Genomic DNA, 25,468 nt, shown 5'->3' on the forward strand with positions numbered 1-25,468 from the left:
GAGGCCGGAAGTCAACGAGCATGACCGATGCCCTCCATCGGGTGGTGGCGGTTGTGGTCGGGAAGCACGGTCGGCGGCCGGGGGATCCCGGCCCGCCGCAGGATGTCGGGCACGCCGTGCTCGAAGCCGAGCGCCATGAGGTGCACGCCCGCGACGCCGGGGATCGTGGTGAGGCGCTGTACGGCCTCCACGCACACCTCGATCCCCTCCTCCTCGACCCGGCCGGCGGGCACCCCGCGCAGCCTCCGGTCGAGCTCGTCGGGAACGTGCACGCCGGGCACGGCGGTGCGCATAAAGTCCAGGGCGCGCAGCGAGCGGATCGGGCCGACGCCGGCGATGATCTTGCAGTGTTCGGTGACGCCGAGATCCCGCAGGCTCGCCATCCAGCGCTCGAACACCTCGAAGTCGAAGACGTACTGCGTCTGGACGAACTCCGCGCCCGCGGCCACCTTCTTCGCCAGCCGGCGGGCCCGGAAGGCCAGCGGGGGCGCGAACGGGTTCTCCACCGTGCCGATCAGCCAGGCCGGGCGTGGCGAGACGGCCTTGCCGGACATGAGCACGCCGTCGTCCCGCAGGGTGCGCGCGGTCCAGACGAGCTGCACCCCGTCGAGGTCGAAGACCGGCTTGGCCTCGGGATGGTCGCCGAAGCGGGGATGGTCGCCGGTCAGCAGCAGCACGTTCGGGATGCCGAGGGCGCCCGCCGCGAGCAGGTCCGACTGCAGGGCCATCCGGTTACGGTCGCGGCAGGTCAGCTGCATCACCGGCTCGACGCCGGCGCGCTGGGCGAGCAGGCTGCCGGCCAGGCTGGACATGCGGACGTTCGCGCCCTGGTTGTCGGTGATGTTCGCGGCGTCGACCCAGCCGCGCAGGTGATCCGCCTTACGCGTGATCGCCTCCGCGTCGGCCCCTCTCGGCGGACCGATCTCGGCGGTGACGGCGAACCTACCGGCCGCGAACGCGCCACGCAGCCCGCTCATCGGGGCCTCAGCCCCAGCTCGCGGCGGAGCAGCGGGCGGGGGTCGTCCTCGCTGGGTGCGATGCCCAGGCCGTCGTCCCGGCCCTGCCAGTAGTTCACCCACGAGCTGCGGTCCCATTCGCGGTGGTCGACCGGGCGCTGCAGCAGGTCCAGGTCGGCGCCGTGCCCCGCGTCCTGCGCCCGCTCGATCGCGGTCACCCAGACGCAGACCAGCTCAGGATGGACCTCGCAGCGGCCCTCGGCGGACACCCCGCCGCAGGGGCCGTTGCGCAGCTGCTTCGGGCAGGTCATCGGGCAGGTGTAGCCGGTGTCGGGCAACGCGCACTGACCGCACATGCGGCATCCGTACAGCTGCTCCTTCGTCACCCGCTCCGCCCAGGTGAACCACCGGTAGGCCGGCCGTCGGCGTTCGAGCCAGGCGCCTAACCGCCGGTACGCGGGCTTGGCGGCGAGGAGATGGTGCAGGGCGTAGCTGACCCGAGCCCCGATCCGGGGAACCACGGGGCGGGGCCAGCCACCACCAGGCACACGCTGCTCGTCGACGCCCACGATCACTCCCTCTGGATGAGCGGCCGACGACGCGGCCCGAGTGCAGCCGGATCGCGGTCAACCGCTGAGATCGAGGCTGCCAGAGCGCTCAACGCAAGTCTTAGGCCCGCGCACCAACACTGAGGGGACGTTCATTGTGATGACCCACAACCACGCCCGGCTCCCCCGCTCCGGAGCCGAGCACCGTGGCCACGGCCCAGATCACGATCTCGGCGGGCCGACCGGGGCGTCCGGGGCGTCCGGGGCGTCCGGGGCGTCCGGGGCGTCCGGGGCGTCCGGGGCGTCCGGGGCGTCCGGGCCACGGTCAATGAGCGGCCTGCCATGAGCACCGTAACTTTGCGCGCCGACGGCTTTGTCTTCCGCCGTGCCGTGGCACAACTGGAATGCGCCTATGACGCCACTCTCCAGAATTCGGTGTCCCCGCCCGGCCGCGCGAAGCCCATTCAGCGCTGCTGACGCAGGATCCAGCGTGCAGCGGTGATACCGGAGGCTTTCCCTGATGAAGACGTACGGCTATGACTATGTTTTCGCGTTGACCGTCGACATGGTCAACGCCATTCTGAACAGCAATCTCAAGAACGTCGACCAGAGCATCGACTATTCGGCGGTGGACCCGGACAGCGGGTCGACGATCACGCTGAACGCCCAGCTCGCGCCCTGGCAGATGGTGGGCGGGCAGAATTCGCTGATCAATCTCGACATCCCCATCGCCCAGGGATCGCTGTCGATGACGGGCGGCGCGATCACCGGCTCCTACGACCTCGGCGGCGTGACGCCGGAGATGCAGATCACGCTCGGCTGGGTCGGCACGGGTGACCAGGCGGTGGCCAGGGGAAGCGGTGACGAGACCCATCTGACCTTCAACCCGGATCCCAGCTCGGACCAGAACAATCCCGGCTACGTCGCGACGCTGCAGGTGCACGATCCGGAGGGCCGGCTGGACGCGATGGCCACGGGCATCCTGTCGGAGTTCATGACCGAAGCACTGTTCGCGAACCGGGACAAGGTCGCCTACATCTTCGCCACCGTGAACCCCGCGCCGGCGGATCTGGCCTCGTGGCTCAGCCCGGGTGAATGGCAGTATTTCGTCTCCCAGGGCAGTGACGGCACCGGTGTCCTGTGCTTCCTGTGCATGTTGACCGACGGCGCCGCCTTCCCGTCCCAGCCCTCCTTCGATCCCTCCGCCCTGCAACCCGCGGCGAACAGCGTGGTGCTGATCTCGCAGCCGGCGTTCTTCGAGAATGTCGTGCTGCCTTCCGTCCAGTCGACGTTCCCCAGCGGGAAGTTCCAGCTCACGTCCACGGACGATCGGTCCTCGATCGCCAGTGCCGGAGACTTCGACGTCAACACGGTCACGGTCGATTCGTACACGCTCGGCCCGAGTCCCTCGGGGGACGGCCTGGCCACGAGCTCATCAGGCGGCGGTCCGCTGACGTTCCTGTTCGGGCTCGCCGATCTGCCGGACGCCGGCTACACCTGGTCGCTGACCACGGTCAACCCACTGAGCTACGACGGCACCGACATCACGTTCGCCGTCGACCCCAACCCCACCGAGCAGCAGGACTCCACCATCCCCTGGTACGACTGGGTCCTTCTCGTCGTCCTCGGCATCACCGATGCCACCGGGCTCGCCGACGCCATCTACGAGTGTGTCGAGAAATATGGCGACCAGGCGCAGAACGTCGGTATGTCCACCATCGACAACGACCTGCAGGCCGCCACCGGCGGCGCCGTCATGAACCTCGGCCAGGTCATCGCCTGGACCGAGAACGGCCAGAATCTCGCTCCGTCCGCCGTGGGCATGAGCGAATCAGTGTTCGTCGCCGGCAACCTCACGATCTCCAGCACGTAAATAAAAAAGAATGAGGCAGCACCATGAGCACGGATGTCAGAGCGCAGAAGCGATCGGCCACGACCGGCGCCGACGGCAACGATGCGGACACCTATGGCTGGGACACGGCCTTCGCCATCAATTTCACCCATGCCAACACCGCGATAACCAACGCCTGGCCGAATATCAGCTCGGGGGCGAAGAATCTGGTGCAGGCCGCCAGCGACGATCCCACGTACAACCTCGACGCCGTCCTCGGTCCCTGGCAACTCACCGTGGGCGGCGACGGTAAGAACATCCGCCTGGCCTGCCCCGTGGTGTCCGGTGTCTACAACGCCGGCGGCCAGCAGATCTCCTTCGACGGGAAGAACTGCCAGATCGTCATCGAGATCGGGATGCAGTGGGTGCCCGACCCCGACCAGTTCTTCTTCGTGATCAACGACCAGTCCCAGGTGGACACGATCAAGGCCGACCTCGACCAGAACACGATCGACACCACGCTGCGGAGCGCGTTCACGGCCAACGCCATGACCCTCTCGTCCGCCGCCACCGCGCTGGCCGTGCAGCCCGGCGAGGAGTGGCTCATCACGGACGGCACGCAGAACTTCTACATCTTCCACTCCACGGACAAGTACAACAACGAGTTCCTGGACGTCTACCAGTTCCAGCAGAACTGGCTGAACGACCTGCAGGCGCTGGCCGCGGCCGCGTCCGAGGACGAGCCCGCCGTCAGCATCATCACGATCGTGAACAACCCGTCCACCGGGATCGCCGCCGCCGTCCTGCCCGACCTGCTGAGCAGCTGGTTCAACACGAACATCGGCGAGTTCAACCACGTCTTCGCCTCGCTCGACCTCGCCCCCGTCCTGTCCGGCGACGACAACTACGCCTGGATGAAGCCGACGGCCACCAGCTATGCCGTCACCGACCAGGGCACCATGGACTCCAGCGTGTTCGGGGTGCTGACCATGGCTCTCGGGCACCCGCCGTCCGACAACCACCAGGTCTCCCCGTACGCCATCCCGCCCGCCCCCGCGCAGGCCGGCTTCCTCATCAGCGGGCCGATGTTCATGCGCAACATGCTGCTGGCGGGCGCCGTGAACATCTTCAACGGCGCCCCGGCGAGCAGCTTCACCATCGGCAACGACGGCCTCACGGTGACGAACAGCACGGACCTCGTGTGGGGCAAGTTCATGATGGACAACAAGAACCTGGGCTCGATCCCCGCCGGCGGCTTCCCGGCGCAGCTCGACCAGGGCACGCTGTCCCAGGACCTGGTCAACGCCCTCCAGCTGGTCGGCGTCTACGCCTCCGGGTACACCGTGTCGGTGACCGCCCAGGGCAGTCAGTGGCTGCTCAGCCAGGGCAGCTCGGAGTACATCCTCGATCTGGACGGCAGCGACCTCGACGTCTACGAGGCGACCATCGTGAACATCGCGGCGGGCGACTTCACGATGAGCCTGGTGCACACCTACGTCGAGATCCAGTTCGTCAACCTGCTCTACTCCTACAGCTCCAGCTACGACGTCCACACCACCTACCTGGAGCAGGTCCAGCTCCAACTGCAGCAGCAGGACGGCAAGCAGATCTTCTGGTTCCAGCCGAACTCCGGCAAGAACCTCACCGTGAACGTGACGAAGACGAAGGAGGCCATCACCCGTGAGATCGTCGAGGGAGCGGTGACCGGCGTGCTCTCCCTCGTCGCCGTCGCGGGCCCGATCATCGAGGGCCTGAGCGCCGGCGCGGAGATCACTCAGCTGAGCGATGACGCCGGCGACGCCGTGATCGAGATGGAGACGTTCTCGCAGATCGAGGAGGACAACCCCGAATCGACCGAGCAGGACGCCCAGGACGCGGCCGGCAAGGCCGCGGACCAGTCCAACGGCAAGCTGACCAACATCAAGAACGCCTTCGCCACCCCGAAGTGGAAGTTCGTCGGGACCTTGGCCGCCCTCGCCGGGGCCGTGGTGGGCGGCGACCAGACGATCTCGGCGATCATCGAGAACGCCGCCAACCAGCAGTGGCAGAACGTGCCCGGTTTCGATGACTTCGCGGACCTGGCGATCGCGCCCTACAGCTGGCCGAGCACCCCTGGCTACACGCTGCAGAGCGCGTCGCTGGCGGGATCGCTCCAGGTCGGCCTCACGGTCACCCAGTGATGACCGCGACCGCCACCCGCACGGCCGACGACACGGCGGTTTACACCTATGGCTGGGACACCGCGTTCGCGATCCCGATCCCGGACGTGAACCAGGCCATCGTCGACCAGGGTTCGTCGCCGCCCGGCTTCTCCGTCACCGAGCCGACGTTCAGCGTGACGGGCACGTTCGGTCCCTGGCAGGTGTGCCAGGGCGGCGACGGCAAGGCGGTCCGGATGATCTGGCCGCTCAGCCAGGTGGTGCTGACCTACACCAGCACCGGCAAGCAGCTCACCTTCGACGAAGGCCACGCCGTGGTGGAAGTCGAGTTGCACTACATCCCGCACACCGGGGCGGAGCAGTCCTGCACCGGCAGCCCGCAGGCACTGATCGTCAACTCCACCGCCCCGTCGCCGACGGTGCCGCCGCTGTCGATCATCGACCTCCAGCTCACCCCGGCGCCCGGGACGGTCAGCGGCGCCCTGGTGAGCGCGGCGCTCCTGGACTGGGGTACGGCCAACCTCGGCGACTTCGCGCACGTGTTCGCCGTCGTGGACCTCAACCCGATGGTCGACCAGGGGCAGTGGGGCTTCGTGACGCCCAGCTACACCTCCTATGCCTATCTCGACGGCGACTCCCTGCCGGACAGCGTGCTCGCCGTGCTCTGCATGACGGGGACACGCACCGGCGACCTCCTGCCCGAGCAGGTGAGCCAGGCCGCCATCCCGTCCGGCAGCGTCGCCGGCTTCGTCGTCTCCCAGGCCCGGATGCTGGACGACCTCGTACGGCCGGCGATCATGATGACCTATCCGGGGCTGACCGACGACAATTTCCTGCTCAACTCCGACGCCACCGAGCTCTATCTCACCGAGGGCACGTCCATAGCGCTCGCGCCGGTGACGCAGGACGGCGACTCCTATCAGCCGTACCTGACGAACCTGACCGTCACCGCCGAGGGCAGCACGCTCATCCTGAACAGCTACACGAGCACGGAGGTCGCCGAGGGCATCACCGCGACCTGCGACTCCACCCAGTGGTACACGATCGAGCTCGGCACGTCGTCCAACGGGCAGACGCTGACGTTCACCGCCACCCAGCAGCCCGCGATCGTGCACGACATCCACCAGAGTCCGGGGTCGATCCTCACCGGGCTCATCATCCTGCTGGTCGGCGGCCTCGCCCTGGCGCTCCTCGCCGTCCTGACCGACGGCGCGGCGCTGATCGTCGGCGGTCTGGTGATCGGGCTGATCATGGGGGCCTCGCAGATCACGCCACCGCTGATCGAGAAGCTCAACGGTGACGACGCGCCGTCGATCGGCCTGTTGCTGACCAACGCCGTCGATCCGATCACGTGGACCGCCGGCTCGGCCTTCAAGCTGGATCACGCCGGCCTCAATGTGTCGCTCCAACTCGGCGGCGACCCGCTCTTCACCTGACCGCAACGCACCCCGGAGGACCGCACATGAAGCCGTCGACCCCTTCGTCACCGGCCACGAAGGCTGTCCCGCCAGACCGGCGATTCGTCCGCCTGCGGCACGCCGGACAGCGTGCGGGTGTCACCACGACCATGACGTTCCTCGCCACGGACGGGAACGCGTCCGCCGCGACCGACAACGGCGTGCTCGCCGACATCGCGGCCCGCGATCCCGGGCGAGCCGAGCTGATCCGAGCCGGCATGCGGCAGCTCATCGATCGCGACGACACGGTGATGCGCTGGCTCGAAGCCGACCCGGCCAACACCGCGCTCTTCACCACCGACCCGGTGACCGCCCTGCACCGCGCCCTGCCGGACCTCCCGGCGGACTTCTTCGACGGATGGCGCTGACGGGCGGTCGCGGCAGCACCTTGCACGGGAACATGACGAGCGTAGTGTGACCGGTTGGAGGGGGTTGCGATGGCCGACTTCGTGGAGCGGTACGACGTTCACCCGCGGCACTTCTGGCTGCACGGCCCGCGATCCGGGCAGCCGGTCGAGTTCGACGCCGAGACCGGCATGTGGAACGTGTACGGCTATCCGGAAGCGCATGCCATCTTCAGCGATCCGGCCACCTTCTCCTCCGACACCATGCGCCTGATCCCCAAGAGCCTGATGCCCGGGGGTGAGGACTTCTCGATGGAGGGGTTCATCACCCAGATCGACCCGCCGGAGCATGGCAAACTGCGCAAGCTGGTCAGCAGTGCCTTCACCCGGAAGGTCGTCGCCGATCTCGAGCCGAGGATCGCCGCCCTCACCCACGAGCTGCTCGACGCGGCGGCCGAGCGCGGCCGGTTCGAGCTGGTGACCGATCTGGCCTATCCGCTGCCGGTCATCGTCATCGCCGAGTTGCTGGGGGTGCCCAGCGGCGATCGGGCGCTGTTCAAGCGGTGGGCCGACGCGCTGTTCGAGCGCGACACCAAGATCTCGCTGGCCGAGCCCGCCGAGGACCAGGACGTGGACCTGCAGGCCACCCTCCGCCCGTGGAAGGAGATGACCGACTATCTCGCCGGCCACGCCGCGGAGCGCCGGACCCGGCCGCGCGCCGACCTGCTCACCAAGCTGGTCGAGGCCGAGGTGGACGGCGAACGCCTGCCCGACGACCAGGTGGTCAACTTCGCGATCGTGCTCCTGCTCGCCGGGCACATCACCACGACGATGCTGCTCGGCAACACGGTGCTCTGCCTGGACGCCTTCCCCGAGCAGCAGGACCTGGTCCGGGCCGACCGCTCCACGATCCCGGCCGTGATCGAGGAGGCGTTGCGCTACCTGCCGCCGTTCGCCGCCGTCGGCCGCTCCACCACCCGCGAGGTCGAGCTGGGCGACGTGACCGTGCCGGCCGACCAGATGCTCCTGACGTGGGTGGGCGCGGCCAACAGGGACCCCCGGCAGTTCCCCGCCCCCGGCGCCTTCGACCCCGGCCGTGATCCCAACCCGCATCTCAGCTTCGGCCGCGGCATCCACTTCTGCCTGGGCGCGCCCCTGGCCCGGCTGGAAGGCAGGATCGCCCTCGGCATCCTGCTCGACCGCTTCACCCGGCTGCGCACCGACCCGGACGACCCGGTGGAGTTCATGCCCACCCCGACCATGACCGGCGTACGCCGCCTCCCGCTGGTCTGAGCGCCGTCCCGGTCAGAGATCCTTGACCGCCGTCAAGCGGCGGCGTACGCCGACGAATCTTTTGTCTTCCGTCTCGTGAAAGCCCGCTTTGCTCAGCGGAGGCCACGTCCTTCACTCGTGAGTGAGTGAGCTAGGCCACATCGCCGGGGTATTCGGGGCCCACGGTTCTTGTGCTCAGTCGTTGCCTGGAGCGCTTCGCGGCGCCGTCGCCGTGCCGCGATCACCCAAAGCGGGAGGACCCGGATGACGTTACAGAAGCAAGGGATCGCAGCCCTTCTGGCCGCCTTACTGGCCGTTGCCGCGTGCAGCACACAGACCGCCTCCACCGCTTCCCCTTCGCCGGCCGCCGCGCAGACCCCGCAGCAGGGCGGGGAGCTCACCGTACTGGAGGACAGCGCCTTCTCCGGATCCTGGCCGACCGGACTGGACCCGGCGACCAACACCACGGGCGCCGCCAACATCCCCCAGATGAGCGCGATCTACGGCGGGCTCTTCACGCTCACCGCCAACGACGACGGCAGCGACGCCAAGGTCGAGCCCAACCAGGCCGAGAGCTACGAGCTGCTGGAGGACGGGCAGGTCCTGAAGATCAAGATCCGGGAGGGCCTGACGTTCACCGACGGCACGCCGCTCGACGCCAAGGCCGTCGTCTTCAACTTCGAGCGCGGGGTCAAGTCCCCCTGCTCCTGCGCGCCCCGCTGGCCGCTGGTGGAGAAGAACCCCATCACGGTCGAGGAGCCGAACACCGTCGTCCTCCGCTTCACCAGGCCGTACGCCTCGGTCATCAACGCCTTCCCCATCTCCAACGTCAACTGGATGGCCTCGCCCACCGCGGTGGACAAGCTGGGCCCGGACCAGTTCCGGGCGAACCCGGTCGGCGCCGGGCCGTTCAAGATCGTGACGAATCGGATGAGCTCCGAGCTGGTGCTGGAGCGCAACCCCGGCTACTTCAAGCCGGGACTGCCCTACCTCGACAAGCTGACGTTCAAGTCGATCGGCGGCGACCAGGCCGCCTTCCAGGCGCTGATGGCCGGGCAGGGGCAGGCGTTCGAGGGCATGAGCACCGTGCCGCTGATCGACCAGGCGAGCAAGAGCGACCGGCTGACGGTGACCCTGCAGCCGCCGACGTCGCCGTACGTCGTCCAGCTCAACACCCAGCTGGCGCCGTTCGACAACGCGAAGGCCCGTGAGGCGATCTACTACGCGACCGACTTCAACGCCATCGCCAAGGGCCTGTTCAAGGACGCCTACCCGGTGAGCCAGTCGTTCACCGCGCCGGGCGGCCTGTTCCACCACGCGACCGTGGCCGGCTACCGGACCCCGGACGTGGCCAAGGCCAAGCAGCTCGTGCAGGAGCTGGGCGGGCTCAAGGTCGAGCTGGGCACCCTGGGCGCCTACGTGGCCAAGCAAGTGATGGTGGCGCTGCAGACGCAGTGGAAGGAAGCGGGCATCGAGGTCACCATCAAGGAGTACGCGCTGTCGACCCTGGTCGAGCAGTTCAACTCCGGCAAGTGGCAGTCGATGCTGCAGACGGCGGGCGCGTGGGACCCGGCGACGGGCGTGGGCGTCGCCTTCCGCTTCCGGTCGAACTCGCCGTTCAGCGGGGTGAAGGACCCCAAGGTCGACGAGCTGATGGGCAAGGCCGAGGCCACCGTGGACGCCGCCGAGCGGGACGCGCTGTACGTGGAGCTGGGCAAGTACGTCAGCGACAAGGCGTACGCGCCGTTCGGGCTGGCCTTCGCCCCGGCGAACCTCGCGGTCAAGGGCGTGCACGGCCCCGGGCTGACCACGAAGATCCCGTCGCTCGCCGTCAACACGGCCGTCCAGTGGGACAAGGTCTGGAGGGAGAAGTGACGGTCGCCTTAGACCGGCGTTACCGGAGCGTCCCGGCTCGCCTGTTCGGCTCACCGGCCTTCCGGATGGTGGGCAAGCGGCTGCTGATGGCGATTCCGATCATGCTGGGGGTCAGCGTTCTCACCTTCTGGGTGCTGAACCTGATCCCCGGCAACGCGGCTCAGCAACTCCTGGGCGCGGAGGCGACCCCGGAGCAGATCCGCGCGCTGGAAGCGCAGATGGGCCTGAACGAGCCCGCTGTGTCGCGGTACTTCGACTGGCTCGGCGGCGCGGTCACCGGCGACCTCGGCCGCTCGTTCGTCAGCGGCCAGGACGTGGCCGGTCAGCTCGGCGAGAGGCTGACGGTGAGTGCCGAGCTGACCGGCCTGGCGCTGATCGCGTCGGTGGCGCTGGCGGTGCCGGTGGCGCTGCTGGCGGCCCGCCGGCCGGACGGGCTGTTCGACCGGGTCAGCATGTTCGTCAGCGTCAGCGGGCTGTCCGTGGCGAGCTACGTGCTCGCCCTGGTGCTGGTGCTGGTGTTCGCGGTGCGGTTCGCCATGCTCCCGGCGATCGGGTACGTCCCGTTCGCGGAGGATCCGGTGGAGAACCTGCGCGGGATGGTGCTGCCGGCCACGGCCATCGCGGTCCCGCTGTTCTGCTTCTACACCCGCTTCCTCCGGGGCGACCTGGTCGACCAGTTGCAGGGGCAGGACTACATCGTCACCGCGCAGGCGAAGGGCATCGGGCCCTGGCAGGTGCTGCTGCGGCACGCCTTCCGCAACTCGTCGTTCGGGCTGATCACCGTGGTCGGCCTGAATCTGAGCACGCTGATCGGCTCCACGGTCATCATCGAGTCGATCTTCGCCATCCCCGGGCTCGGCCAGCTCATGCTGCAGGCGATCAACACCCGTGACGTGCTGGTGGTACAGGCGTGCGTCATCGTCTTCGCCGTCGTGACGGTGCTGGCGAACCTGATCACCGATCTGCTGTACGCCGTACTCGACCCGAGGATTCGCTATGGCAGCGGTTGAGGCGCCGGCGGCGGAGCTCGGCCTCGCCCCGGCCCGCCGGGGCTGGGGGCGCAAGCTGGCGTTGTACGTGCCGGCCGGGCTGGTCGCGTTCGTGCTGGCCGGCTGCTTCCTGGGCCCGCTGGTGCTGCCGATCCCCGCCCCGGTCGGCGGCAACGTGCTGGAGTCGGCCCTGCCGGCGTTCTCCCCCGGCCACCTGCTCGGCACCGACCCCAACGGCAACGACATCCTGTCCCGCATCCTGTACGGCGGGCGGGCGTCCCTGCTGGTCACCATCGCGGTGAACCTGATCGGCCTGTTCGTCGGCGGGCTGCTCGGCGCCCTGTCCGGGTACGTCGGCGGCGCGCTGGACACCGTGATCATGCGGGTACTCGACGTGCTGATCGCGTTCCCGTCGCTGGTGCTCACCCTCGCGGTGGCGCAGAGTCTCGGGCCGAGCCTGACCAACACGATCCTCGCGCTGGCGTTCTTCAGCATCCCGGCCTTCGCCCGCGTCTCCCGGGCGGCCACGCTGGGGCTGCGCGAGCTGCCGTTCATGACCGCGGCCCAACTGTGCGGCACCCCGTGGTGGCGGGTGCTGCTCCGGCACGTCGCGCCGAACATCGGCCCGCAGCTGATCACCTTCAGCATGCTCGGCATGGGCATCGTGATCATCATCGAGGGGGCGCTGAGCTTCCTCGGGCTCGGCATCCCGGCACCCGATCCGAGCTGGGGCAACATGGTCGCGCAAGGGCAGGCCAGCCTGTCGGCCACGCCGGACATGGTGGTGTGGCCCAGCCTCGCCCTGTTCGTCTCCGTACTCGCCTTCAACCTCCTCGGCGAGGCTCTGCGCACCCAAGGAAGTGTCCGATGAGCGGAGAACGTGCCGAAACCCTCGCCCCGCCCGGCTCCGGCCGCGACGCCGGCAGCGTCACCGGCCGGGCGCTGCTGGAGGTGCGCGACCTGCGGGTCCGCTTCTCGCGCGGGGGACGCCGGGTGCACGCGGTGAACGGGCTGTCCTACCGGCTGAACGCCGGCGAGATCCTGGCGATCATCGGCGAGTCCGGCTCTGGCAAGAGCGTCAGCGCCCGCACCCTGATGGGGCTGCTGCCGCCGTCGGCCCAAGTGAGCGGATCAGCTCGGTTCGAGGGCACCGAACTGCTCGGCATGCCCGAGCGGGAGATGCGCGGCTGGCGCGGCGCGGAGATCGCGATGGTCTTCCAGGACCCCGCCAGGTCGCTCAACCCGACCATGCGGATCGGCGCCCAGATCACCGAGGCGATCCGGGCGCACTCCGCCATGAGCCGCAAACAGGCCGCGGCGCGGGCGGTGGAGCTGCTCAAGCTGGTCCACCTGCCCGCGGCCGAGCGCCGGTTCTACGAGTATCCGCACCAGCTCTCCGGCGGCATGCGCCAGCGTGTGGTGATCGCCATCGCGCTGGCGGGCGAGCCGCGGCTGCTCATCGCGGACGAGGCGACCACCGCGCTCGACGTGACCACCCAGGCCCAGATCATGGAGCTGCTGCTCGAACTCCAGCAGCGGCTCGGCATGGCCATCATCCTGATCAGCCACGATCTGGGGCTGGCGGCGAGCTACGCGAAGAACGTGGTGGTCATGTACGCCGGGCGGGCCGTGGAGTACGCCTCCGCCGAGGAGCTGTTCGCGCACGTGCGGATGCCGTACACGCAGGCGTTGCTGGGGGCGATCCCGCTGCTGGAGCGGGAGCCGCACGCGCTGCTGCCGGTGATCCCCGGTCAGCCGCCGGACCCGGCGGCGCTGCCGGCGGGCTGCCCGTTCCGGCCGCGCTGCGCCGCCGCCACCGACGCCTGCCTGGAGCCGCCGCCCTTCGAGGAGCACGAGCCGGGGCACTGGTGGGCCTGCTGGCACCCCGCGAAGGACCCCGCAGAGGACCCCGCCAGGGACCCCGGCGAGCCCGGCGGCGCGCACGCCCGGCCGGTCAAGGACGGAGTGCAGGGATGACCATGACGCGCGAGGCCGGCGGGCCGCTGCTCGACGTGCGGGACGTCGTGCAGGAGTTCGCCGTGCGCGGCCCCGGCGGGGTGAAGGGCGCGAAGGTGCACGCGGTGTCGAACGTGTCGTTCGAGATGCGCGCCGGGGAGACCCTGGGCGTGGTGGGCGAGACCGGGTCGGGCAAGTCCACCCTGGCCCGCTCCGTCATCCAGGCGCCCCGCCCGAAGTCGGGCGTGGTGAGCTTCCTCGGCACCGACCTGATGCGACTCGGGCGGCGCGCGCTGACGGAGGCGCGCCGCCACATGCAGATGGTCTACCAGGACCCGTTCGGCTCGCTGAACCCCCGCTGGCGGATCACCGAGCTGGTCGAGGAGCCGCTGCGCGGCTACGGCGTGCGCTCGGCGACCCAGCGGCGGGCGCGGGTCGCCGAGCTGCTCGACCTGGTCGGCCTGGATCCGAGCGTGTACGGCGGACGCCGCCCGCACGAGTTGTCCGGCGGGCAGTGCCAGCGGGTGGCCATCGCCCGCGCCATCGCGCTGAACCCGGCGCTGATCGTCTGCGACGAGGCGGTGGCCTCGCTCGACGTGCTGATCCAGGCGCAGGTGCTGAACCTGTTCGAGCGGCTGCGCACCGAGCTCGGCCTGTCGTACCTGTTCATCTCGCACGACCTGGCGCTGGTCAAGCAGGTCAGCGACCGGGTGGCGGTGATGCACCTGGGCCGGCTCGTGGAGGTCGGCCCGGCCGGGGAGCTGTACCGGCGGCCGCTGCACCCCTACACCTCGGCGCTGCTCGACTCGATCCCCGGCCTGGACCCGGTCACCGGCCGGGTGCGCCGCCCCTCGCCGCCGGCCGGGGAGCCGCCCTCGCCGATCAACCCGCCCTCCGGCTGCCGCTTCCGCACCCGGTGCCCGCTCGCGCGGGAGCGGTGCGCGCAGGAGTCACCCGAGCTGCGCGAGCCGTTCCCCGGCCACCAGGTCGCCTGCCACTTCCCGCTCGCCAGTGCCAGTGAAGATCACGAAAAGAGGCTCACATGAGCATGACCACGCGGGCTGCCATCCTGTACGAACCCGGCAAGCCATGGGAGATCACGGACGTCGAACTGGACGAGCCGAAGGCCAACGAGGTCCGGGTCAAGTTCATGGCCGCCGGGCTGTGCCATTCCGACGACCACATCCAGAAGGGCGACGCCCCGATGCGGATGCCGGTCGTCGGCGGCCACGAGGGCGCCGGCATCGTCGAGGCGGTCGGCGACGGGGTGACCCGGGTGGCGGTGGGCGACCATGTCGTCTGCTCGTTCATCCCCGTGTGCGGCTCGTGCCGCTACTGCTCGACCGGCCGGCAAGGCCTGTGCGACGCCGGCAAGGACGCGGGCACCGGCATGTTCCCCGACGGCACGTTCCGCTTCCACAAGGACGGGCTGGACCTCGGCGGGCTCTGCGTGCTGGGCACCTTCTCCCAGTACGCGGTGCTGTCGGAGTGGTCCTGCATCAAGGTCGACGACGACATCCCGTTCGAGGTCGGCGCCCTGGTGAGCTGCGGCGTGCCGACCGGCTGGGGCTCGGCGGTGTACGCCGCGGGCGTCCGGGCCGGCGAGACCGTGGTCATCTACGGCTCGGGCGGCGTGGGCAGCAACGCGGTGCAGGGCGCCCGGCACGCCGGGGCGAAGAACGTGGTGGTCGTGGACCCGGTCGAGTTCAAGCGGGACATGGCCAAGACCTTCGGCGCCACGCACACCTTCGCCACCACCGCCGAGGCGCACGACTTCATCGTCGACACCACCTGGGGACAGCTCGCCGACCATGCCATCATCACCGTCGGCATCCTGCACGACGAGGTGATCGAGAACGCCCTCAAGGTCGTCGGCAAGAGCGGCCAGGTGACCGTCACCGCGGTCGGCGGCGGCGAGCTGAACACCGGCGCGGGCATGCTCATCGGCTACCAGCGGCGCGTCCAGGGCGCCATCTTCGGGTCCTGCAACCCGCTGTACGACGTGCCCCGCCTGCTGGGGCTGTACCGCTCGGGTGACCTCAAGCTGGACGAGCTGATCACCCGGCGTTACCGCCTGGAAGAGGTCAACCAGGGCTACCAGGACATGTTGGACGGCAAGAACGTCCGCGGCGTCATCGTTCACGAGCACTGAGTCGTTCACGAGCACGGAGTCGTTCCGAGCACCGAGTCGATCAAGCACTGAGCCGTCAGAGCACTGAGGAGTTCCCCATGACGAGCGTCCTGTCCGAGTCGGCGACCAACTCGCCTCTCATCATCGACAACGCGCACCTGATCGGCGGCGAGTGGGTTCCCGCGGCAGGCGGAGAGACCATCGAGGTGATCAACCCGGCGACCCGCGAGGTGCTCGCCCGGGTGCCGCGCGGCACCGCCGTGGACGTCGACCACGCCGTCAGGGCGGCCACCGCGGCGTTCCCCGCCTGGCGCGACACCAACGCGACCGAGCGCGGCGGCCTGGTCGCCCGGTGGGCGGAGCTGATCCAGCGGCACGCGGCCGAGATCGACCGGATCGAGTCGCAGGAGGTCGGCCGCCCGCACTGGGGCCCGTCGCCGATGCCGAGGATCCTCACCTTCATCGCCGGGCAGGCCGACAAGGTGCTCGGGCACACGATGCCGACCCACACCCCCGGCGTGCTCGGCATGACGTTGCGGGAGCCGTACGGGGTGGTGGGTGTCATCATCCCGTGGAACGCGCCCGGCCCGATGTTCGCCAGTGAGGTCGGCGCGGCCGTCGCGGCGGGCAACACGATCGTGGTCAAGCCGGCCGAGGACGCGCCGCTGACCCCGCTGGCGCTGGCCAAGCTGGCGATGGAGGCGGGCATCCCGGCGGGCGTGATCAACGTCGTCACCGGCTACGGGCACGAGGCCGGAGCGGCAGTGCCGGCGCATCGAGGGGTGAACCGGGTGAGCTTCACCGGGTCGCCGGAGACCGGGTCGCTGGTGATGGCGGCCTGCGCCAAGAACCTCACTCCGCTGCACCTGGAGCTGGGCGGCAAGTCGCCGCAGGTGATCTGCGCCGACGCGGACCTGGACGCGGCGATCCCGACGATCGTGCGCGGCATCACGCTGAACACCGGCCAGATCTGCGCGGCCGGCTCCCGCGTCGTCGTGGAGCGCTCGGTGCACGCCGAGGTGGTGCGCCGGCTCGCCGAGGAGATGCGCCGGATCACGGTGGGGCCGTGGCACCAGCCGGTGCAGATGGGCCCGCTGATCAACGGCAAGCAGCACGACCGGGTGCTCGGCTACATCGAGCTCGGCCGGCAGGAGGGGGCCGAGCTGGTCACCGGCGGCGGCGTGCCCGAGGGCGAGGAGTTCGAGCGCGGCTACTTCGTCGAGGCCACCCTGTTCGACCAGGTGGACCCGGGCATGCGCATCGCTCAGGAGGAGATCTTCGGGCCGGTGCTGTCGGTGCTGCCGGTCGACGACGAGGAGGAGGCGCTGGCGGTCGCCAACGGCACCGACTATGGCCTGGTCGCCTCGGTGTGGACGGCCGACGTCGGCCGCGCGGTGCGGATGGCGCGCGGGCTGCAGGCGGGTCAGGTCTCGGTGAACGCCGCGTTCGGGCCCGGCGTGATCGGCGCGCCGTTCGGCGGCTACCGCAAGAGCGGCTTCGGCCGGACCATGAGCGCCGAGGCCGTGCAGGACTACACCCAGGTGAAGGCGGTGTCGCTGCGTGGCACCCGGTGACGGCATCCGGCTCCGCGTCCTGGTGGAGCCCCAGCACGGCGGCGCCTACGCCGACTTCCTGGCGATGGCGCTGGCCGTCGAGGACGCCGGGTTCGACGCCTTCTTCCGCTCCGACCACCTGCTCGGCGTCGTCCCCGACGACCCGGCCTACCAGCCCACCGACTGCTGGACGACGCTCGGCGCGCTCGCTCGCGACACCCAGCGGGTACGGCTCGGCGCGCTGATGGGCGCGGCCACGTTCCGCCATCCCGGCCTGCTGGCGACCATCGTCGCCTCGGTGGACCAGATGAGCGGCGGCCGGGTCGAACTCGGCCTGGGCACCGGCTGGTTCGAGCGTGAGCATGCCGCGTTCGGCATCCCGTTCCCGGCGCAGCGGGAGCGGTTCGACCGGCTGGAGGAGCAGCTCGCCGTCATCACCGGGCTGTGGGGCACGCCGCCCGGCGACCCGGACGGCTTCTCCTTCGACGGCGCCCACTACCGGATCGAGGCCAACCGCAATCCGCCCCGCCCGGTGCAGTCGCCGTACCCGCCGATCCTGATCGGCGGGTCGGGGCCGCGGCGCACCCCGGCCATCGCGGCCAGGTACGCGAGCGAGTTCAACACCGCGCTCGGCGGCGACCTGCGCGAGCGGCTGGGCACCTTCAGCCGGGCCTGCGAGGCGATCGGCCGCGACCCGGCCGAGCCGCGCCGTTCCTCGGTCATCCCGACGGCCGTCGGCGGCACCCCGGCCGAGACGGAGCGCCGGGCGTCCGTCATCGGCTCGGACTTCATCCGGACCAACGCCCTCATCGGCACCCCCGCGATGCTCACCGAGCGGATCGCGGAGCTCGGCGGTCTCGGCGTCGACACCGTCTACCTGCACATCTACGACATTCACGACCTGGACCACATTGCCCTGATCGGCGCCGAGGTCCTGCCCCACGTCACGGCGATGAAGGTCGCGACGCCGTGAGATCGCCCGACCACGCTCAAGGAGTCCCGATGAGCCTCACCACTCGCGCCGCCATCGCCCGCCGACCGCACACCGGCTGGGAGCTGGCCGAGCTCCAGCTCGACGCGCCCAAGGCGCACGAGGTGCGGGTGAAGTTCCACGCCTCCGGGCTGTGCCACTCCGACGACCACATCACCAAGGGCGACGCCGGCGTGCGCTTCCCCGTGGTGGGCGGCCACGAGGGCGCCGGCGTGGTCGAGTCGGTCGGCCCGGACGTGCGCCGGGTCAAGCCCGGCGACCGGATCATCTGCTCCTACATCCCGGCGTGCGGCGCCTGCCGGCCCTGCTCGACCGGCCATCAGAACATGTGCGTCAAGGGCTTGAACGCCGGCACCGGCATGTTCCTCGACGGCACCTTCCGCTTCCACCTCGGCGAGGAGGACCTCGGCGGCTTCTGCACCCTGGGCACCTTCTCCGAGTACGCGGTGGTGTCGGAGTACGCGTGCCTCCCGCTGGCCGACGACATCCCGTTCGAGATCGGCGCGCTGGTCGGCTGCGGCGTGCCGACCGGCTGGGGCTCGGCCGTGTACGCCGCCGGGGTGCGGGCCGGGGACACCGTAGCGATCTTCGGTGCGGGCGGCGTGGGCAGCAACGCGGTGCAGGGCGCCCGGTACGCCGGGGCGAAGAACGTGGTCGTCGTCGACCCGGTCGCGTTCAAGCGGGACATGGCCAAGACCTTCGGCGCCACGCACACCTTCGCCACCGCCGCCGAGGCGCACGACTTCATCGTCGACACCACCTGGGGACAGCTCGCCGACCACGCGATCCTCACCCCCGGCGTGCTCACCGAGGAGATCGTGCAGGCGGCGGTCGCGATGGTCGGCAAGGGCGGCAAGGTCACCGTCACCGCGGTCGGGAAGATGAACGAGCAGGCGGTGCACTTCCGCGCGGGCCTGCTGATCGGCTACCAGCGCCAGATCCGTGGCGCGCTGTTCGGCGACTGCAACCCGCTGTACGACGTGCCCAAGCTGCTCGGGCTGTACCGCGCGGGCGACCTCAAGCTCGACGAGCTGATCACCCAGCGGTACCGGCTCGACCAGGTGAACGACGCCTACCAGGACCTGGCCGACGGCAAGAACATCCGCGGCGTCATCGTCCACGATTGACCGGGCGCCGGCCCCGGGCCTGCCACTGGACGTCCGGTAGCAGGGCTCGGGGTGAACGGCCGCGGATCGCGCCGTACCAGACGCCGCAGCCGTAGGCCGCGTCGTCGAGGCGGCGGGCGAGGGCGTACCTGATCGGGTCCAGGTGCGCCCTCGTGCGGCGTAGATCGACCACGGTGTCGAGCACGGTGGCCGCGACCATGGCGCGGCGCAGTCTTCTGGAGAACAGGCAGCCGACGGCGGCCACCGGCCACCAGTGGCGCAGCAGGAGCGCGGCGGCCTGCCAGACCGAGGCGACCGCGCCGTCCACGGCCAGCCGCAGGCCCAGGCGTCGCGGGTGCGCGCTCCCCTCGACCTTGCGCGCGATCCGGGCGGCGGCCACGCCGAGGAACAGCGCGGCGACGGGCAGGGACCAGCGCCGCTGGGCGAGCAGCGCGAGGACGAAGCCCACGCTCCAGGGTGCCAGCACGACGGGTGCCACGTTCGTCCCGTGGCGCTGGGCCAGCAGGTGCGCGCCGGTGCCGTAGAACGCCTTGCGGGCGAGCCAGTCGTGCACGTCCGTACGGTGCTCGTGCCGTACGACCGCCGTGGGCTCGTAGCGGATCCGCCGGCCGGCGGCGGCGAGCCGCCACACCAGGTCGACGTCCTCGGCGACGCGCATGTCGGCGCTGAACCCGTCGCCCAGCGCGTCCACCCGGGCCAGCAGACAGGCGCTCGGCACCCAGGAGACGGGGGCGCGGGGCCGGACGATCCCCGGCTCCACGCCGAGGTCGAGCGAGGAGCGCGCGTCCTCGTACCGGCGGATCCACCGGTCCCGGCCCGGCATGCGCAGTCCCAGCACGCGCGGTGCGGCCATGGCCACCCTCGGGTCGGCGAAGTGGCGCAGCAGGAGCGGCAGCGCGTCGGGGTCGAGGACCACGTCGGAGTCGACGAAGGCGACGTAGGGGGTGGTGACCCGGCGCAGCCCCGCGTTCCTGGCCGCGGCGGGGCCACCGTTCACGGCCAGCGCGACCAGCTCGGCCCGATGGGCGGCCGCCACCGCGGCGATGGCCTCCGGGTCCGCGGAGCCGTCGTCGACCACGACCACGCGCAGGCGGTCGTCCAGACAGGCCAGCAGCCTGTCCAGCGGGCCGGGACGGTCGCGGATCGGAACGACGACCGTCACCTGGGACAGGTCGCGGCCGGGCAACTCCGCCACGATCGGGTCGGCCATGCCGGTTTCGAGCAGCCGGTCGGCGAGCGTGGCCGTGGCCCGGCCGGTCACCCGTACGGTGCGATCGACGATCAGCGCCCTGGCGCGCTCGGTGAGGTAGAGCACCCGCGTCGGCGCCCCACCGACGAGGGTCCGACCACCGTCCCGGACCCGGACGTGCCGATTCAACCGAACGGCGAACCCGACCGGCAGCGGACCGCTCACGGGCGGAACCGCGCCATCCGCCGGAGGCATCGAGGCGGTCACGGGCGGAACCGCGCCGCCCGCCGGAGGGATCGGGGCGGTCACGGGTGAAGCCGCGCCGCTCGACGGAGGGATCGGGGCGGTCACGGGGTGAAGCCTCCGTCCGCTGACACCACGGATCCGTTGAGGACGCCTCCCTCTGGGGAGCAGCAGAACGCGATCGTCGCGGCGATCTCTGCGGGGTCGATGAGGCGGCGCAGGAGTTGGGAGGAGGCGAAGGCGTCCATGGTGTCCAGGGCGTAGAGGTCGGCGGTGGCACTGAGCATGGGCGTACGGGTCGAGCCGGGAGAGACGGCGACCGCGGTCACGCCGGTGCCGACCAGGTCGGCGGCGAGCCCCCGGACCAGGCCGACCACGGCGTGCTTGGCCATCGTGTAGGCCGACAGGCGGAGCAGCCCGTGGGACCCGGCGGCCGAGGCCACCGCGACGAACCGGCACCCACCCGGCTCGGGCCCATCCAGCAGGTGCGGGACACACGCGGCGGCCGTGTTCCACACGCCGAGCACGTCGATTTCCCACAGGGTGTGCACATGCGCGACCGGCGTCTCCCACAGCGGCCGGCCGCCGACGATGACCGCCGCGGCGGCCACGACCGCGTCCAGCCGCCCGAACCGCGCCACGGCCAGGGCCGCGGCCTCCGCCAGAGCATCGGGGTCGCGCACATCCGCGACATACGGTACGACCGCGTCGGGGTGGTCACCGGCCAACTCCTCCAGCTCACCCTTGGTCGCCAGCGCATAGCCCACACCGGCAGGCCGCTTGGGCCCATCCCCCGCACAACCGTCGACCGCGACGACCCGATACCCCTTGGCACACAGAGCCCGTACGGCAGCCGCCCCGATCCCCCGCGCCGCCCCGGTCACCAACGCCACCCGCCCTCCACCAGCAGCCACCGGCCCCTCACTCACCTCTGCTCCCGGACGCGGCCGGTTTCAGGAGGCGGCCTGTGCGGTCCACCTCGCCGGTTCGGATTCGGGTCGTCACGTCGGCGGTCAGTTGCTCGAACAGGTGGCGGCCGGCCTCCGCGGAGGCCGTGGTGGGGTCGCCGAGCACGCCGGACGGGGACACGGCGGCGACGCCCTCGGCCGTGAGCGTGGGCAAAAGGTCGGCGAGCGGGGTGAGGTTGCCCGGCGCGGCCCGTGCCAGGTCCACCAGGTGCGGGGCCAGGTGCAGCATGAGCGAGGTCTCGGCATGGCCGGCGTGGGCGTCGGTGCCGGGGGTCGTACAGGGTGCCCACACCACGGCGTGCCCCTCGTACCGTAACCGCGCCACGGCGGCGGCCAGGGCGCGCAGGTTGCCGCCGTGCCCGTTGACGATCACGACCTGCCCGGCCCAGCGGGACAGGGACCGGACGAGCTCGACCAGCAGGACCTGAAGCGCCTCGGTCCCGATGGACATCGTGCCGGGGAAGTCCTGGTGCTCGCCGCTGGCACCGTACGCGACGGCGGGCGCCACCAGAAACCGGAGGCGGGCGGCCACGGCCCGCGCCACCGCCGTCGCGATGGTCGTGTCGGTGTGCAGCGGCAGGTGCGGACCGTGCTGCTCGGTGGAGCCGAGCGGCACCAGGACCGTGGGCGAAGCCGGCAGCGCGGACCAGGCCAGACCCGCCAGCGCACGCTCGTCACCCTCCTCGGACAGAGGATCACCCTTCGGGGCAGGCCACCGCCTCATCGGGTAGTCCGCCGATCTCGCACAGGCCGCCGCCTCATCACGCAGTCAGCCGATCTCGCGGGTGAACCCCGGCGGCAGCACCACGTCACCGGGCACCAGGTCGTGCACGGAAGCCCGGCCGAGGCCCAGCAGCGCCGAGTCGATCCCGTTGCGCAGCACGTCCAGGACGTTCTCCACGCCCGCCTGCCCGTTCGCCGCCAGCCCCCACAGGCAGGCGCGGCCGATCATCACCGCCCGCGCGCCCAGCGCGACCGCCTTGACCACGTCACCGCCGCGCCGTACACCGCCGTCCATCAGGACCTCGATCTCGTGGCCGACGGCGGCCGCGATGCCGGGCAGCAGGCGGATCGTGGCGGGTGTGCCGTCCAGGTTGTTCCCGCCGTGGTTGGACACCGAGATCGCGGTGACGCCGATGTCCACCGCCCGGCAGGCGTCGTCGCGACGGCCGATGCCCTTGAGCATGAACGGCCCGCCCCACTGCTCCCGCATCCACCGCACGTCCTCCCAGCTCGGCGGCGGTGTCCGCATCCACTCGCCGTACGCGCCGAAGAACGTCGGGGCCGGCCTGCCCGGCTCCGACACGTTGGGGACGGTCAGGTCGGGCAGCCGGCCGGACTTGACGAAGTCGAGCAGCCACCGCGGCCGCGCCAGCGTCTGCGGCGCGAGCCGGGCCACCGCCTTCAGGTCCAGCTTGTCCGGGATCCACGGGCTGCCCCAGTCCCGGCTGTGGGAGAACGTCCAGTCCAGGGTGACGATCAGCCCCTTGACCCCGGCGTCGCGGGCCCGCTCCATGTGCCCGGCCATGGAGTCCTTGCTGCCCATCCAGTACATCTGGAAGAAGGTCTGCGGGTTGGCCGGCACGACCTCCTCCACGGACTTGCTCGCGAAGTTGCTCAACCCCATGACCGTGCCGCGCGCCGCCGCGGCGCGCGCCACCGCCACCTCCCCATCAGGGTGTACGGCCTGCACCCCGGTGGGCGAGATGAGCACCGGCATCGAGATCTGCTGACCCATCACCGTGGTGCCCAGATCCCGCTTGGCGGGCAGGTCCGCCACGTGCGGCGCGAAGCCGAGCTCGGCGAACGCGGCCAGGTTGTCGCGGTAGGTCCGGCCTCGTTCCGAGCCGGCCAGCAGCGCCGAGTAGACCGACCTGGGCAGCCGGCGCCGCGCCCGCCGCTGCGCCTCCGCCACCGTCTCGAACCACGCGTTCGCCATCGCACCTCTTTCCTCGTCGCAGAACCCGGCGATTTCCTGGCCGTCGCAGAACCCGACGTTCTCCTAACCGTCGCAGAACCCGACGTTCTCCTAACCGTCGGAGAACCCGGCGAGCGGGCTCTCGGCGCACGCGTGCACAGGTGGAGCGGCTGGGGCAGGGCGGCGCCCAAGGGTCACCGGCACCGGCGGCGCGGCCGGAGTGGGGCGGCGTCCGATGGTCACCGGCACCGGCCGCGCGCCGCCGGGGCGGGTGCGGTGGGAGTGGTCCTGGCCGGGCTTGGGCGTCGTACGGCCGGGCGCGGCGAGCGCGCCTTCGGCGTATCCCTGGACGCATTCGGGGTCCGGCCCGTCCAGCGGCAGCCCGGTGAAGAACTTGGCCGCCATGCACCCGCCCCGGCAGGAGTCGTAGAAGTCGCACCCGGAGCAGGCGCCGCCGGTCTGGGGTGAGCGCAGCTCCTTGAACAACTCCGACTCCCGCCACACGGTGGCGAAGTCGCCGTCGGTGAGCACGTTGCCGGCGTGGAAGCGGTCATGGATGGCGAACGGGCACGCGTACACGTCGCCGACCGGATCGATCAGGCAGACGACCCGGCCCGCGCCGCACAGGTTCAGCCCCGGCAGGGACTCGCCGTAGCCGGCCAGGTGGAAGAACGAGTCGCCGGTGAGCACGTCCTCGCCCGCCCGCAGCAGCCACTCGTACAGTTCGCGCTGCTGGGCGGCCGTCGGATGCAGGTCGTCCCACACGTCGGCGCCGCGGCCCGACGGGCGCAGCCGGGTGAGCCGGAGGGTCGCTCCCCTGGCGTCCGCGATGGCCTTGAACGCGTCGAGCTGGCCGATGTTCTCCCTGGTCATGACCACGGACAGCTTGGCGTTCTCGAACCCGGCCGCGGCCAGGGCGTCCAGCGCCCGCAGCGCGGTCACGTACGATCCCGCGCCGCGTACCCGGTCGTTGACCTCCGCCGTGGCGCCGTCGAGCGACACCTGCACGTCCACGTAGTCCGTGGCCGCCAGGAATCGGGCCCGTTCCGGCGTGAGGCGGACGCCGTTCGTGGAGAACTTCACGCCGACCTTCTGGCTGACCGCGTATGCCAGCAGCTCCCAGAAGTCGGGCCGCACGGTCGGCTCGCCGCCGCCGATGTTGACGTAGAAGACCTGCATGTCGCGCAGCTCGTCGATCACCGCCTTGCACTGCTCGGTGCTCAGCTCGCGGGGGTCACGCCGCCCGGACGACGACAGGCAGTGCACGCAGGACAGGTTGCACGCGTAGGTGAGCTCCCAGGTCAGGCAGATGGGCGCGGCGAGCCCCTGCTCGAACCGCCGAACCAGCGCCCCACTCGCCGCCGTCCTCGCCGCCCCGCTCGACCCACTCGCCGCCGCACTCCCCCCGCCCACCGTGCGTGCCGGGGCCGCCGGGGTGAGCGCCTGTGGCGGCGTCCCTGCTTCCGTACGCAATCTGATCATGTCGGTCGCCGCCAGGCTGCGCAGCGCCTGGGCGTAGGCGGGCCAGCGGGCGGCGGGAACTCCGGCGTACGTCAGCGCGGCGCGGGCGTCGGGCTGGTCGGCGAGAGCGCCGACGACCGAGACCAGCTCGGTGCGCTTGAGGAAGGTCAGGCGCCGGTTGCCGAAGTGGTAGGCCATCGCCCCGAAGGTCTCCGGCCGCAGGGCGACGCTGGGGGAAAGCTCCCAGGCCTGGTCGAGCGGGCTCGTCATCGCCGCGCGCCGGCTAGTAGACGCCGCACATGCCGTCGATGGAGACCTCTTCCAGCAGCGTCTCCTCGATGAGCTCGTCCGTCTCGGTGGTGGAGGTGGTGGAGGTGGTCTTGTCGTCCATGACTACTCCTCGGTCGGGGGCGGCGCAATTGCGGCACCGAGTGCATCAACTACTTAATGACACCGAGGGCCAAAAAGGAAGGCCCTACTTGTGGAGTACCTTCAGGGGG

The 25,468-nt window shown here is 70.7% G+C and carries 22 protein-coding genes; 14 read left to right on the plus strand and 8 right to left on the minus strand.

What is annotated here, in order from left to right:
* Positions 1-11: 11 nt before the first annotated feature.
* Together OHA68_RS10200 and OHA68_RS10205 are read right to left on the minus strand one after the other, a co-directional pair.
* Positions 12-977, minus strand: coding sequence for a methylenetetrahydrofolate reductase (locus tag OHA68_RS10200; RefSeq protein WP_327107391.1), 966 nt, complete (start codon positions 975-977; stop codon positions 12-14).
* Entirely contained in the window at positions 974-1,525 is a 552-nt protein-coding gene (locus OHA68_RS10205) for a methylenetetrahydrofolate reductase C-terminal domain-containing protein (protein WP_225277723.1), read from the minus strand. The genes OHA68_RS10200 and OHA68_RS10205 overlap by 4 nt, the downstream gene beginning before the upstream one ends.
* Positions 1,526-2,024: 499 nt before the next feature.
* Here OHA68_RS10205 and OHA68_RS10210 point away from each other — a divergent pair, with 499 nt between their 5' ends.
* The 14 genes from OHA68_RS10210 (at position 2,025) to OHA68_RS10275 (ending at position 19,189) form a co-directional block, all read left to right on the plus strand.
* Complete coding sequence (locus OHA68_RS10210) at positions 2,025-3,377, plus strand: TULIP family P47-like protein (protein ID WP_327107392.1); 1,353 nt, start codon at positions 2,025-2,027, stop codon at positions 3,375-3,377.
* A 23-nt stretch (positions 3,378-3,400) separates the two neighbouring features.
* Complete coding sequence (locus OHA68_RS10215; RefSeq protein WP_327107393.1) at positions 3,401-5,515, plus strand: TULIP family P47-like protein; 2,115 nt, start codon at positions 3,401-3,403, stop codon at positions 5,513-5,515.
* The gene (locus OHA68_RS10220) at positions 5,515-6,930 is read left to right on the plus strand and encodes a TULIP family P47-like protein (RefSeq protein WP_327109485.1); all 1,416 of its coding nucleotides are present in this window, start codon (positions 5,515-5,517) and stop codon (positions 6,928-6,930) included. Before OHA68_RS10215 ends, OHA68_RS10220 begins: the two co-directional genes overlap by 1 nt.
* A 26-nt stretch (positions 6,931-6,956) precedes the next feature.
* Positions 6,957-7,319 (plus strand): hypothetical protein, encoded by a 363-nt coding sequence (locus OHA68_RS10225; RefSeq protein ID WP_327107394.1) that lies wholly within the window; start codon positions 6,957-6,959, stop codon positions 7,317-7,319.
* 69 nt (positions 7,320-7,388) lie between these two features.
* Positions 7,389-8,588 (plus strand): cytochrome P450, encoded by a 1,200-nt coding sequence (locus OHA68_RS10230; protein ID WP_327107395.1) that lies wholly within the window; start codon positions 7,389-7,391, stop codon positions 8,586-8,588.
* A gap of 243 nt (positions 8,589-8,831) precedes the next feature.
* The gene (locus OHA68_RS10235) at positions 8,832-10,442 is read left to right on the plus strand and encodes an ABC transporter substrate-binding protein (RefSeq protein ID WP_327107396.1); all 1,611 of its coding nucleotides are present in this window, start codon (positions 8,832-8,834) and stop codon (positions 10,440-10,442) included.
* Complete coding sequence (locus OHA68_RS10240; RefSeq protein WP_327107397.1) at positions 10,439-11,452, plus strand: ABC transporter permease; 1,014 nt, start codon at positions 10,439-10,441, stop codon at positions 11,450-11,452. Before OHA68_RS10235 ends, OHA68_RS10240 begins: the two co-directional genes overlap by 4 nt.
* Entirely contained in the window at positions 11,439-12,302 is an 864-nt protein-coding gene (locus tag OHA68_RS10245) for an ABC transporter permease (protein WP_327107398.1), read from the plus strand. The genes OHA68_RS10240 and OHA68_RS10245 overlap by 14 nt, the downstream gene beginning before the upstream one ends.
* Complete coding sequence (locus OHA68_RS10250; protein WP_327107399.1) at positions 12,299-13,408, plus strand: ABC transporter ATP-binding protein; 1,110 nt, start codon at positions 12,299-12,301, stop codon at positions 13,406-13,408. Before OHA68_RS10245 ends, OHA68_RS10250 begins: the two co-directional genes overlap by 4 nt.
* Entirely contained in the window at positions 13,405-14,433 is a 1,029-nt protein-coding gene (locus tag OHA68_RS10255; protein ID WP_327107400.1) for an ABC transporter ATP-binding protein, read from the plus strand. Before OHA68_RS10250 ends, OHA68_RS10255 begins: the two co-directional genes overlap by 4 nt.
* On the plus strand, positions 14,430-15,539 hold the full coding sequence (locus tag OHA68_RS10260) for an NDMA-dependent alcohol dehydrogenase (RefSeq protein ID WP_327107401.1): 1,110 nt from the start codon (positions 14,430-14,432) through the stop codon (positions 15,537-15,539). Before OHA68_RS10255 ends, OHA68_RS10260 begins: the two co-directional genes overlap by 4 nt.
* Positions 15,540-15,616: 77 nt before the next feature.
* On the plus strand, positions 15,617-17,092 hold the full coding sequence (locus OHA68_RS10265; protein ID WP_327107402.1) for an aldehyde dehydrogenase family protein: 1,476 nt from the start codon (positions 15,617-15,619) through the stop codon (positions 17,090-17,092).
* Entirely contained in the window at positions 17,079-18,044 is a 966-nt protein-coding gene (locus OHA68_RS10270) for an LLM class F420-dependent oxidoreductase (protein WP_327107403.1), read from the plus strand. The genes OHA68_RS10265 and OHA68_RS10270 overlap by 14 nt, the downstream gene beginning before the upstream one ends.
* Positions 18,045-18,073: 29 nt before the next feature.
* Positions 18,074-19,189, plus strand: a complete 1,116-nt coding sequence (locus OHA68_RS10275) for an NDMA-dependent alcohol dehydrogenase (RefSeq protein ID WP_189138055.1) — start codon at positions 18,074-18,076, stop codon at positions 19,187-19,189.
* On the opposite strand, the gene mftF is transcribed toward OHA68_RS10275, so the two are convergent.
* From mftF to mftA, 6 genes are all read right to left on the minus strand, one after another.
* Positions 19,173-20,603 carry a mycofactocin biosynthesis glycosyltransferase MftF gene (gene mftF, locus OHA68_RS10280; protein WP_327107404.1) on the minus strand — a complete coding sequence of 477 codons (1,431 nt, stop codon included), beginning with the start codon at positions 20,601-20,603 and terminating at the stop codon, positions 19,173-19,175. The genes OHA68_RS10275 and mftF overlap by 17 nt on opposite strands.
* A 122-nt stretch (positions 20,604-20,725) precedes the next feature.
* Positions 20,726-21,514, minus strand: a complete 789-nt coding sequence (locus tag OHA68_RS10285; RefSeq protein ID WP_327107405.1) for a mycofactocin-coupled SDR family oxidoreductase — start codon at positions 21,512-21,514, stop codon at positions 20,726-20,728.
* 28 nt (positions 21,515-21,542) lie between these two features.
* Entirely contained in the window at positions 21,543-22,313 is a 771-nt protein-coding gene (gene mftE, locus OHA68_RS10290; RefSeq protein ID WP_327107406.1) for a mycofactocin biosynthesis peptidyl-dipeptidase MftE, read from the minus strand.
* Between the two features lie 45 nt (positions 22,314-22,358).
* Positions 22,359-23,528: a pre-mycofactocin synthase MftD gene (gene mftD / locus OHA68_RS10295; RefSeq protein WP_327107407.1), complete on the minus strand. Its 1,170-nt coding sequence runs from the start codon at positions 23,526-23,528 to the stop codon at positions 22,359-22,361.
* A 90-nt stretch (positions 23,529-23,618) separates the two neighbouring features.
* The gene (gene mftC / locus OHA68_RS10300) at positions 23,619-25,238 is read right to left on the minus strand and encodes a mycofactocin radical SAM maturase (RefSeq protein ID WP_327107408.1); all 1,620 of its coding nucleotides are present in this window, start codon (positions 25,236-25,238) and stop codon (positions 23,619-23,621) included.
* Between the two features lie 13 nt (positions 25,239-25,251).
* On the minus strand, positions 25,252-25,359 hold the full coding sequence (mftA, locus tag OHA68_RS10305; protein ID WP_327107409.1) for a mycofactocin precursor MftA: 108 nt from the start codon (positions 25,357-25,359) through the stop codon (positions 25,252-25,254).
* Between the last annotated feature and the right edge of the window lie 109 nt (positions 25,360-25,468).

Source organism: Nonomuraea glycinis (genome assembly GCF_035920485.1).
In the GTDB taxonomy this organism is placed as follows: domain Bacteria; phylum Actinomycetota; class Actinomycetes; order Streptosporangiales; family Streptosporangiaceae; genus Nonomuraea; species Nonomuraea glycinis.